General features: G+C 72.8%; 12 protein-coding genes. 1 reads left to right on the top strand and 11 read right to left on the bottom strand.

Annotated features, from left to right (window positions below):
* Positions 1-586 (top strand): hypothetical protein (locus ACSW7Y_RS13500; protein WP_438126767.1); only part of this gene is annotated, 586 nt, incomplete at its 5' end.
* 84 nt (positions 587-670) lie between these two features.
* On the opposite strand, the gene csrA is transcribed toward ACSW7Y_RS13500, so the two are convergent.
* The 11 genes from csrA to ACSW7Y_RS13445 form a co-directional block, all read right to left on the bottom strand.
* Complete coding sequence (gene csrA / locus ACSW7Y_RS13495) at positions 671-934, bottom strand: carbon storage regulator CsrA (protein ID WP_438126766.1); 264 nt, start codon at positions 932-934, stop codon at positions 671-673.
* Positions 935-938: 4 nt separating this feature from the next.
* Entirely contained in the window at positions 939-1,871 is a 933-nt protein-coding gene (locus tag ACSW7Y_RS13490; protein WP_438126765.1) for a hypothetical protein, read from the bottom strand.
* A complete protein-coding gene (locus ACSW7Y_RS13485; protein WP_438126764.1) occupies positions 1,846-3,900 on the bottom strand; it encodes a flagellar biosynthesis protein FlhA in 2,055 nt (684 codons plus the stop codon). The genes ACSW7Y_RS13490 and ACSW7Y_RS13485 overlap by 26 nt, the downstream gene beginning before the upstream one ends.
* Positions 3,897-5,159 (bottom strand): EscU/YscU/HrcU family type III secretion system export apparatus switch protein, encoded by a 1,263-nt coding sequence (locus ACSW7Y_RS13480; protein ID WP_438126763.1) that lies wholly within the window; start codon positions 5,157-5,159, stop codon positions 3,897-3,899. Before ACSW7Y_RS13480 ends, ACSW7Y_RS13485 begins: the two co-directional genes overlap by 4 nt.
* A 4-nt stretch (positions 5,160-5,163) precedes the next feature.
* A complete protein-coding gene (locus tag ACSW7Y_RS13475) occupies positions 5,164-5,940 on the bottom strand; it encodes a flagellar biosynthetic protein FliR (protein WP_438126762.1) in 777 nt (258 codons plus the stop codon).
* Complete coding sequence (gene fliQ / locus ACSW7Y_RS13470; RefSeq protein WP_438126761.1) at positions 5,940-6,215, bottom strand: flagellar biosynthesis protein FliQ; 276 nt, start codon at positions 6,213-6,215, stop codon at positions 5,940-5,942. The genes ACSW7Y_RS13475 and fliQ overlap by 1 nt, the downstream gene beginning before the upstream one ends.
* A complete protein-coding gene (fliP, locus tag ACSW7Y_RS13465) occupies positions 6,215-6,982 on the bottom strand; it encodes a flagellar type III secretion system pore protein FliP (RefSeq protein WP_438126768.1) in 768 nt (255 codons plus the stop codon). Before fliP ends, fliQ begins: the two co-directional genes overlap by 1 nt.
* Positions 6,983-7,032: 50 nt before the next feature.
* Entirely contained in the window at positions 7,033-7,638 is a 606-nt protein-coding gene (locus ACSW7Y_RS13460) for a flagellar biosynthetic protein FliO (protein WP_438126760.1), read from the bottom strand.
* A 2-nt stretch (positions 7,639-7,640) separates the two neighbouring features.
* A complete protein-coding gene (gene fliN, locus ACSW7Y_RS13455; RefSeq protein ID WP_438126759.1) occupies positions 7,641-8,351 on the bottom strand; it encodes a flagellar motor switch protein FliN in 711 nt (236 codons plus the stop codon).
* On the bottom strand, positions 8,348-9,298 hold the full coding sequence (locus ACSW7Y_RS13450; protein ID WP_438126758.1) for a flagellar motor switch protein FliM: 951 nt from the start codon (positions 9,296-9,298) through the stop codon (positions 8,348-8,350). The genes fliN and ACSW7Y_RS13450 overlap by 4 nt, the downstream gene beginning before the upstream one ends.
* Before the next feature lie 85 nt (positions 9,299-9,383).
* Positions 9,384-10,056, bottom strand: a 673-nt coding sequence (locus ACSW7Y_RS13445; protein WP_438126757.1) for an OmpA/MotB family protein, incomplete at its 5' end; no start/stop codon positions are given.

Below are 10,056 nucleotides of genomic sequence, written 5' to 3'. Positions count from 1 at the left end.
CCCGCTGCACCCCGTCGTCCGGGCGGCCCCGGCGGTGGTCGTGCTCCTGGGCCTCCTCACCGTCCGCATCGCGACCGGGACCATCAGCGCCGGCACGGGCTCCAGCGGCGGCACCGGTACCGGACCCGGACCCGGGCTCGCCGCGACCGCCCCCGACCCCGTCGCCGGCACCGTGCTCGCCGCCGCGGTCTGCCTCCTCGGCATCCTCGCCGGCAGCGCCGTCACCGGGGCCGTCCTCGGCGTCGCGATGCGGCGTGACCTCCGCCGCGGCGACGTCCGACGGGGCACGCACGGCGGCATCCTGGTGAGCACGACGGACGAGCCGCTCGGCGACCCGACGCTCCCGACGGCTCCCCAGCCCTCGGAGGTCCTCCGGGGCGGCGCGGTGATCGGGTTCCTGGAGCGCTTCGCGATCGTCGGGGCCGCGCTCGTCGGTCACCTCGAGATCGTCGCAGCGGTGATCGCGGTGAAGGGCCTCGGCCGGTTCTCCGAGCTCGACTCCCCCGCGGCGCGCGAACGCTTCATCGTGGGCACCCTCACCAGCACCTGCTGGGCAGGACTCGCCGCCGCGGTCGTCCTCCTCTAGGCGCACCGAGGAGCGCACCGGGAACGCCGAGCGACAACGGGCAGCGGAACCCGGAAGGCCGGGGCGGAACCAGGCAGCGGACGATCAGGACGCGGCCGACGGACCGCCCTGGTCGCCCAGCGCACGACGGAGCCGGGCCTCGGCGTCGTCGTCGGCAGCACCGGCGGCAGCGGCTGCCTCGGCGTTCGCCTCGATGACCGCCCGGACGACCTCTTCACGCTGGATCTTCACACCGCGCGGGGCGTCGATGCCGATCCGCACCCCGTCGCCACGGCCGTCGAGCACCGTGATGACGATGTCGTCACCGACGAGGATCCGCTCGCCGACCTTCCGCGTGAGTACCAGCACCCCGTCAGCCTAGCGACAGGACCGGCACTCCCAGCAGGTGCACCGACTCCGGCGTGGCGGTCTCCGCGGCTCCGATCGCCACCACCCCGGCGACGGCGACGTGCGCCGCCACCGCCCGGAGCATCGCCGCGGCGTCCTCGGTCTTCCGCCCCGCGTCGACGACGAGCCAGACCTGGTCCGCGCCGAGCGCCTCGATCGTCGACCGGTCGTCCCACGCGGCGACCGCGAGCACGCTCACGCCGTCCCGGACGCCGTCGGCGCGTGCGAGGATCCCGGAGCGCCGGTCCGCGGCCGCGGTCGGTCGGAGGGCGTGCCGGGTGGCGAACAGCCCGGCGACCGCGTCGACGTCTCCCGCACGACCGACGAGCAGGACCAGGTCGCCGTCCGCGGAGCGGACCGCCGGTACGACGGGCCGCACCGGCGGTGCGGCGGCGACCAGCGGCGATGCGAGCAGGGCGTCGGGGACCGACACGTCGTCGAGGACGTGATCCGCGCCTCCAGGCCGGTTGTCGGCGACGGCCTGGAGGCGCGACCCGCCCTGGTCGGGCAGGCTGCGGACCACCGGTGCGGACGCTGGTGCGATGCCGTCGGCCACGAACCCGTCGAGGACCGACGCGAACGCGTCGGCGCGCGTCGACCCGGTGCCGTCGGCCGCCGTGATCCGCGCCTCGGCGGCCTCCGCGTCGGCGAGGAGCGCCGCGATGCCCGCACGCTGCACGGGCCCGTCGGCGATCGCGACCACGGCGGTGGGCGCCTCGTCCGGCGAGGGGACCTCGACCGTCGCTTCGACGTGGGCCCTGCGGAACATCCCGGCGATGCCGGGCGTCGTCACCCGCTCGGCGGCGACGATCCGGGCGGCGGGACCGAACTCCTCGCGGACGGCGTCGCGGACCGCCTCGAGGGTCGCGCCGTCACGCTGCAACCGCGTCGGTGACACGGACCACCCCCACGGTCTCGATGGTGGAGCCCGCGGCCGTGGCCTCCTGGTACGACAGCACCGGCAGGCCGTTCGACTGCGCGGCCACCATGCGGTGCACGGCGGGCCGGAGCTGCGGAGCGCAGACGAGGACCGCCGAGAGCCCCTGGTCCTCCACCGAGCGGACCGCGTCGCGCACGGACCCGAGGACCTGCTCGATGCGGTGCGCGTCGAGGACGATCTGGCTCCCCTGCTCCGACGGGCGGAGCCCCTCGAGCATCGACTGTTCGAGCATCGGGTCGATCATGATGACCCGCAGCACGCCGCCGTCGGCATGGCGGGCGACGAGCGCCGGCCCGAGAGCGGCACGCGCGGACTCGACGAGCCCCTCCGGGTCGGTGGACACCTTCGCGCGGAGGGTGAGTGCCTCGCAGATGCGGCCGAGGTCGTTGATCGGCACCCGTTCGGCGAGGAGTCCCTGCAGGACCCGCTGGAGCTCGGCCATCGACAGCATGCCGGGGACGAGTTCGTCGACCGCGGCGGGGTTGACCTGCTTGACGCCCTCCGTGAGGACCTTGACGTCCTCGCGGGTGAGCAGGCGCGCGGCGTTGTCGCCGATGACGGCCTGCAGGTGCGTCACGAGCACGGACACCCGGTCGATCACGGTCGCGCCGGTCATCTCGGCGGCGTGCCGGAGCTCTGCGGGCACCCACTTGCCGGCGAGGCCGAACACCGGCTCGACGGTGGCCGTGCCCGGGAGTCCGTCGAGCTGGTCCCCGAGGGCGAGGACGCTGCGGGACGGAGCGGTCCCTCGGCCGGCCTCGACGCCGGCGATCCGGATCGCGTACGTCGACGGCGGCAGGTCGATGCTGTCCCGTGTCCGGACCGGCGGCACGACGATGCCCATGTCGACCGCGATCTTCCGGCGCAGTGCGCGCACCCGGCCGAGCAGGTCGTCCGAGGCGCCGGACGCCATGTCGACGAGGTCGGGGGCGAGCAGGATCTCGAGCGCGTGCACGCGCATCTGCTCGATGAGGTCCTCCGGGGTGTCGGCACTCGGGGCGGCGGATTCCAGTGCATGCGCCTGCTCGGCCGCCGCGGCCTCGCGCTTCGCGTTCTGCCCGATGCGCCACCCGGTGAACAGGAGGAGCCCGCCGACGATGAGGAACGCCGCGATCGGCATGCCGGGAATGAACCCCATCGCGATCGCGGCGACCCCGGCGATGGTGAGGGCGTTCCGCGACTGGCCGAGCTGGGCAGCGGCGCTCGAGCCCATCTCGGTCTCGGCGCCGGAGCGGGTCACGATCATGCCCGTGGACACCGCCATGAGGAGCGCGGGGATCTGCGTGACGAGCCCGTCGCCGATCGTCAGGATGCCGTACCTGCCGAGGGCGTCGGTGATCGAGAGGCCGTTCTGGGTCATCCCGATCGCGATGCCGCCGACGAGGTTGATGACGATGATGAGGATGCCCGCGATGGCGTCGCCCTTGACGAACTTCGAGGCACCGTCCATCGCGCCGTAGAAGTCGGCCTCCGCGGAGACCGCCGCGCGGCGCTCCTTCGCCTCGGCGTCCGTGATGAGCCCCGCGTTCAGGTCGGCGTCGATCGCCATCTGCTTGCCCGGCATCGCGTCGAGCGTGAAGCGGGCGCCCACCTCGGCGACGCGCTCGGCACCCTTCGTGACGACCACGAACTGGATCACGACGAGGATGAGGAAGATCACGGCGCCGATGATGATCGACCCGGACACGGCGACGTGTCCGAACGCCTGGATGACGTCGCCCGCGAAGCCCTCGCCGAGCACGAGGCGCGTGGAGGCGACGTTCAGGCCGAGGCGGAACAGCGTCGCGACGAGCAGCAGCGACGGGAACACCGAGAAGTCGAGCGGCTTCTTCACGAACAGCGTCGTGAGCAGGATGACGAGCGCCAGCAGGATGTTGCAGATGATGAGCACGTCGAGCAGGAACGACGGTACCGGCAGGATCAGCAGCAGGATGATGCCGACGATGAAGACCGGGACGGCGAGCTTCGGCAGGTCCTTGCGGTTCACGCGGGAACCCCTTCGTTCGGAGCGCCTTCGCGCGGGGTCTGGGCAGGGCGCGGGGTCTGGGCAGGGCGCGGGGTCTGGGCAGGGCGCGGGGTCTGGGCAGGGCGCGGGGCGCGGAGCTTGCGGGGCCGGACGTCGCCCGTGAGCGTCGTCGGGTCGAGGACGGTCGCGACCTCGGCCTCGGTCGTCGGACGCGGCGCGGCGTGCGTGCCGGCAGCCGCGCCGCGGGCCGCGAGCTGCATGACGAACGACAGCACGCGGGCCACCGGCGTGTAGAGGTCGACCGGGATCTCCTGCCCGAGCTCGCACGCGGCGTGCAGGGCGCGGGTGAGCGGGACGTCCTGCACGATCGGCACGCGGGCCTCGAGCGCCCGGTCCTTGATCGCGGCGGCGACCGGCCCCGCGCCCTTGGCGACGACGCGCGGCGCGGACTTGCCCGCCTCGTACTTGATCGCGACGGCGTAGTGCGTCGGGTTGGTCATCACGACGTCCGCGTCGCCGATGGCCGAGATCATCCGGTTGCGACTCATCGCCATCTGCCGCGAGCGACGCTGCGACTTGATCAAGGGGTCGCCGTCGGACTGCTTGTTCTCGTCCTTGACCTCGCGCTTGGTCATCATCGTGCGCTTCCGGTTCCGGCGGACGACCACGAACACGTCCACCGCGGCGAGCAGCAGCCCCGCGGCGATCGCCGCACGGAGCAGTGTGCCGACGCCGTCCCCGGCGGCAGCGAGCACCGCGGTCAGCGGCAGCGAGCCGCTGGTCATGAGGACGGGGACGAGCCCCTGCACGGCGAACCAGAGCACGAGCCCGACGACCGTGGTCTTCAGCAGCGCCTTGACGCCGTTCCACAGCGCTTGCACGCCGAACACACGCTTGATCCCCTGCACCGGGTCGAAGTGGTCGGGCTGCGGCGCCATCCGGCGGAAGTGCACGCCGCCCTGGGCCACGGCGGCGGCGAGCACGGCGACCGCGGTGACCCCGAGCATCGGGCCGATGATGGTGCCGACGGACGCCATGGCCTCGGCGAACACCCGGTTCATCGTGCCGATCGTGGGGTCCGCGATGACGGTCCGCACCGCCGCGAGCTGGGACTCCCCCGCCGCTGCCGCGTTGCCGACCGCCGCGGGGATCATCACCGCCGCCGCACCGATCCCGACCCACGCGCCGAGGTCCTGCGACCGGCCGAGTTGCCCCTTGCGGTGCACCTCGCGCATCCGCTTGTCGGTGGCCTTCTCGGACCGCTCTCCACTGTCGGACACGCCGTCACCCCCTGCCCGTGATCGCCTGGACGGCGTCGCCGGTGAGCGACGACACGACGGAGGGCAGCGCCATCACGAGCGCACCCGCGAACAGGACGGTGAGGCCGATCTTGATCGGGAAGCCCATCTGGAAGGCGTTCAGCGCCGGGGCGACGCGGGTGAGCAGCCCGAGCCCGACGTCGGCGAGGAAGAGCACGACGACGAGCGGCCCGGCGATCTGCAGCGTCGCGAGGAACATCTGCGTCAGGGCGTGCACGAGGACCCCGGCGAAGCCCCCGAGCGCGAAGCCGCCCGGCGAGCCGTCCGCGGCGACGAGCGGCACGGCGTCGAACGACCGCACGAGCCCGGCGACGATGAGCTGGTAGCCGCCCGAGGCGAAGAGGAGTGCGAGCGCCGTCATCTGGAACAGCCGTGTGAACTGCGCGCCCTGCACCTGCGACTGCGGGTCGAACGCCGCCGCGAGGGTGAACCCACCGAACAGGTCGATGAGTGCGCCGGCGGACTGCACGGCCGCGAAGACGAGGAACACGAGGAACCCGAGGGCGAGACCCACCACGAGCTGCGTGACCAGGGCGACGAGGAACGTGCCGGTGTCGGCCGGGGCGTAGCCCGCCGCGACCCGGGGTGCGACCCCGATGGCGAGCCCGATGCCGAGCACGACCTTCACGGTGCCGGGGAACGCCTTGTAGGAGAACGGCGGCGCGATGACGAAGAACGCCACGAGGCGCACGCCCGCGAGCATCGTCCCCTCGAGGCGTGCGGCGTCGAACGCGAGCTCCATCACGCCGCCCCGAGGAGCTTCGGGATCATGTCGAACGCGGTGTGCGTGAACGCGATCATCTCCGAGATCATCCAGTTGCCGCAGATCACCAGGGCGACCGCCACCGCGACGGCCTTCGGGACGAACGACAGCGTGACCTCCTGGATCTGGGTCACGGACTGGAAGAGCGAGATCGCGAAGCCCACCACGAGCGACGTCACGAGCACGGGTGCGGCGAGCTTGCCGGCGACGAGGAGCGCCTGCAGCACGAGGTCGAGGACGGCCTGCTGGTCCATCAGTGCACCACCTGGTACGACTCGATGAGCGACTTGATGATGAGGCCCCAGCCGTCGACGAGGACGAACAGCAGGATCTTGAACGGCAGCGAGATCATCACCGGCGGGAGCATCATCATGCCCATCGACATGAGCGCCGCGGAGACGACGAGGTCGATCACGAGGAACGGGATGAAGATGACGAACCCGATGATGAACGCGCTCCGCAGCTCGGAGATGATGAACGCCGGGATCACGGTCGTCATCGGCACGTCCGCGATGTCCTTCGGGTTCGCCTGACCGGCCGCGCGGGTGATGAGGGCGACGTCCTCCTCGCGCGTCTGGTGCAGCATGAACGTCCGGAGCGGCTTCGTGCCGACCTCGACCGCCTGGTTGAAGTCGAGGTGGCCGGCGAGGTACGGCTGCAGGGCGTCGTCGTTGATGTGCCCGATGACCGGCGCCATCACGAACAGCGACAGGAAGAGCGCGAGCCCGGCGAGCACCTGGTTCGGCGGGATCGACTGGAGCGCGAGGGCGTTCCTGGTCATCGCGAGGACGACGAAGATCTTCGTGAACGACGTCATCATGAGCATGAGGGCCGGTGCGACGCTGAGGAGCGTGATGCCGATGAGCGTCACGACGGCGGACGACGGCGTGCCGTCCGGGCCGTTCACGCTGACGCTGAAGTCGCCCGTCGCGGGCGGGGTCGGGGTCGCCGGCGCGGTCGGCTGCACGACGCCGGCCGCGTGCGCGCCGGACGCCGTGAGCAGGAGGAAGCCGGCGACCATCGCCAGCCCGAGGAGGACGAGGGCGATCAGTCGACCGGACCGCAGGGCGGTCACCCGGCTCGCCGGTTCTTCAGGGCCGCTGCGGCCTGCCGCCAGGTGTCGGCGGACAGGATCGAGCCCTGCAGCTGCGCCGCGGTCGGGACCACGGCGCGCTGCGGGCGCCGGTTGCGCGGGCGCATCGGCAGCGGCGCCGCGGCACCGTCCGTCACGTCGGTCGCGTCGCTCGCGTCAGCACGGTCGGCCGGGAGGCGCGGCTCGGCTCCGGTCTGCTGCTCGAGTTCGCGACGGAACACGTCGGCCGACGGGGTCGGAGCCGGGTCCCCGGTCGGTGTCGCGCCCCGTCGCGTGGGCAGGACGACGGGACCGGTGACGATCGTCAGCTCCGGCGCCGGCGCAGGCGCCTGGCCGCTCGTCAGGAGCGACACCCCGTGTTCGGTGACCCCGAGCACGAGCCGCTCCCCCTCGACGTCCACCACGACGACGCTCGCCTTGCCGCCGATGCCCTGACGACCGACGACCTCGACCGACGCGGCACGACGACCGTGTGCCTTCCCGCCGACGAGCTTCTTCCGGCTGACCCGGTGCAGCACCCACATGAGGGCGAGCACCACGCCGAGCGAGAGCGCGACGCGGAGGACGATGACCGCGGTGTCCACGCTCAGACCGTCTCGGCGACGTCGAGGATCTTCGTGATGCGGACGGCGTAGTCCTGGTCGACGACGACGACCTCGCCGTGTGCGATGAGGCGCCCGTTGAGCAGGACGTCGGCGGGTGCGCCGGCGCTGCGGTCGAGCTCGACGACGGCGCCGGGCTCCATGCCGAGCACGTCGCGCACGGACATCCGCGTGCGGCCGATCTCGACGGTGAGGGTCATCTCGACGTTGTTGATGCGGCCGAGGTTCCCGACCGGCGCCGCGACGGTGGGCACGTGCGACGCCGACACGGTGCCGTTCTCGCGCACCCGGATGCCGAACCAGCCGCCGGGCACACCGCCCGCGGTCAGCTCGAACACCGCGGTCTCCGGGTCGGCGAGGAGCGCCGAGCCGGACTCGAGCCGGGCGTCGCCGAGCACCCCGATGCCGAGGACCGACGCCGCCGCCTCGAGCGAGGGGCGGAGCACGTCGGTGACGTCCACGATGCCGTGGTCGGTCCCGCCCGCCGCGGTCACGGCGTCGAGATCGGTGAGGACGAGCACGAGGTCGGCCGACAGGCCGCCGACGAACGACGCGACCACCCCGGTGGCCGCCGCTTCGAGCACGGCCGGTGTCGCGCCTCCCGGCAGTGCCACCGCGCTGAGCGGCGCCGCCGTCGGCAGGGCGACCACGAGGGAGTCGGCGGCGGTGGCGTGGAGGGTGGTGGTGGCGGTCATGCGGAGGGCTCCGTAGCTGCGGTGGTGGTGACGACGATGCCGGCGAGGCGCGACCCGTTCGCGCCGACGGCCGCGGTGCCGACGGGCTCGCCGTCGACCGCGATGGTGAGGGGGCGGTGCTGCGGGTGCGGCAGCGGCAGCAGGTCGCCGACGGCGAGCCCGAGGACCTGTGCCGGCAGCACCGTCGCGGGCGCGAAGCGCAGGGCGACGCCGACGGGCACGTTCGCGAGTTGCTCGTCGAGCAGGTGGCGGGCCTCGGCTGCGGAGACGTGCGTCGCGGTCTCACCGAGCTGCGGCAGGACCGCCTCGGCGGGGAGCGCGAGCGTCCCCGGGGCGACCCGCTCGCCGACGCGGATCTCGAAGGCGGCGACGATCATCAGGTCGCCCTTCTGGGCGGCCTGGGCGAACTGCGAGTTGAACTGGAAACCGCCGGCGGTCACGTCGTGGGCGAGGAGCCCGCCGAACGAGTAGCGGAGGTCGTCGAGCGCGTCCTCGACGATCTTGCGGACGAGGGCCTGCTCGATCGGGGTGAACGTCCGCTCGGGGGTCGGCAGCGGCTTCGAGGCGCCGAGCGCGTGCGACACCCAGGTGAGCGCGGCGTCGAGCGGGACCTGGAGCACGCCCTTCGGCACGACGTCGGCGATCGGGAGCAGGACCATGCCGGTGAGGGCGGGCAGCGACGCGGCGTACTCGTCGTAGGTCTTCATCTGGACGGACTCGCACGTGACCTGGCTGACGGCGCGCACCTTCGCGGTGAGCTGGGTGCCCCACTGCCGGGCGAAGGTCTCGAAGGCGAGCTCGAGCACCCGCGCGTGCTCACGGGCGAGGGTCGACGGGCGGGCGAAGTCGTACACGTCGACGGGTGCGTCCACGGACGGGCCCGTCGCCGCGTCGGTCCGCGCGGGCACGCCGGACGTCGACGGCGGTGCTGCGGCGGTCTCGATCACGGGTGCGTCTATCGGTCCGCTGTGGACCACCCGTCAGCGCTGTGCCCCCTTCTGGGGCGGCAGCGTCGTCGCGGTTCGGAGCGCGCTACCCGTGGGTGACCCCCTTCGCGGTGTCCTGGGCCGCGGCCAGGGCGGGCATCAGCGCGCTGACGTCCTGGTCCTGGTTCGACAGCACCACGATGTCGACCCGTCGGTTCAGGGTGAGTGCCTGGTCGGACTCGCCCTTCGCGAGCGGCCGGCTCGACCCGTAACCGACGCTCTGCACGTGGGCTGCCGGGAGGCCTCCGCGTTCCACGAGGTCGCGCAGCACCCCGGTGGCCCGCGCCGCGCTGAGCTCCCAGTTCGTGGCGTACGGTGCGGTCGAGTTCCGCTGGTCGGCGTGCCCCTCGATGCTGACGTCGTGGTCGCTCGTCTTCAGCACCGGCGCGATCGCGTCCATGATCCGCTTCGCCTGGTCGGACAGGTCGGCGCTGTTCGTCGCGAAGTAGGTCTCGCTGCCGACGAGCCGCACGGTGAGTCCGCGGGCGTCGACCGTGAACTGCACGTTCGCGGTCTGGCCCGCCTTCCGCAGGTTCGCCTTGATCGCGCGCTCGATGCCCTGGAGGTCGTCGAGCTCCTGCTTCGCGGCGTCGACGTCGGCCTTCGAGGCCGTCTTCGGCACCGCGGTGCTCGTCGGGTCGGCCGTCGCCGTGCCCGGACCGGCCTCCGCGTTGCTGCCGGCGTCGCCGCTCGACGCACTCGAGTGGTCGGCCTGGGAC

The sequence above is a fragment of the Curtobacterium flaccumfaciens genome (assembly GCF_051548005.1).
In the GTDB taxonomy this organism is placed as follows: domain Bacteria; phylum Actinomycetota; class Actinomycetes; order Actinomycetales; family Microbacteriaceae; genus Curtobacterium.
Note: the sequence above shows the minus strand (reverse complement) of the source record. Positions and strands in the feature narration are given on the sequence as shown.

Bases quoted from the DNA above. Each gene is read 5' to 3' on its own strand.
- ACSW7Y_RS13475 (WP_438126762.1), bottom strand. From the start codon at position 5,940: ATGGAGCTCGCGTTCGACGCCGCACGCCTCGAGGGGACGATGCTCGCG.
- fliQ (WP_438126761.1), bottom strand. From the start codon at position 6,215: ATGGACCAGCAGGCCGTCCTCGACCTCGTGCTGCAGGCGCTCCTCGTC.
- fliN (WP_438126759.1), bottom strand. From the start codon at position 8,351: ATGACCGCCACCACCACCCTCCACGCCACCGCCGCCGACTCCCTCGTG.
- fliP (WP_438126768.1), bottom strand. From the start codon at position 6,982: ATGGTCGCCGGCTTCCTCCTGCTCACGGCGTCCGGCGCGCACGCGGCC.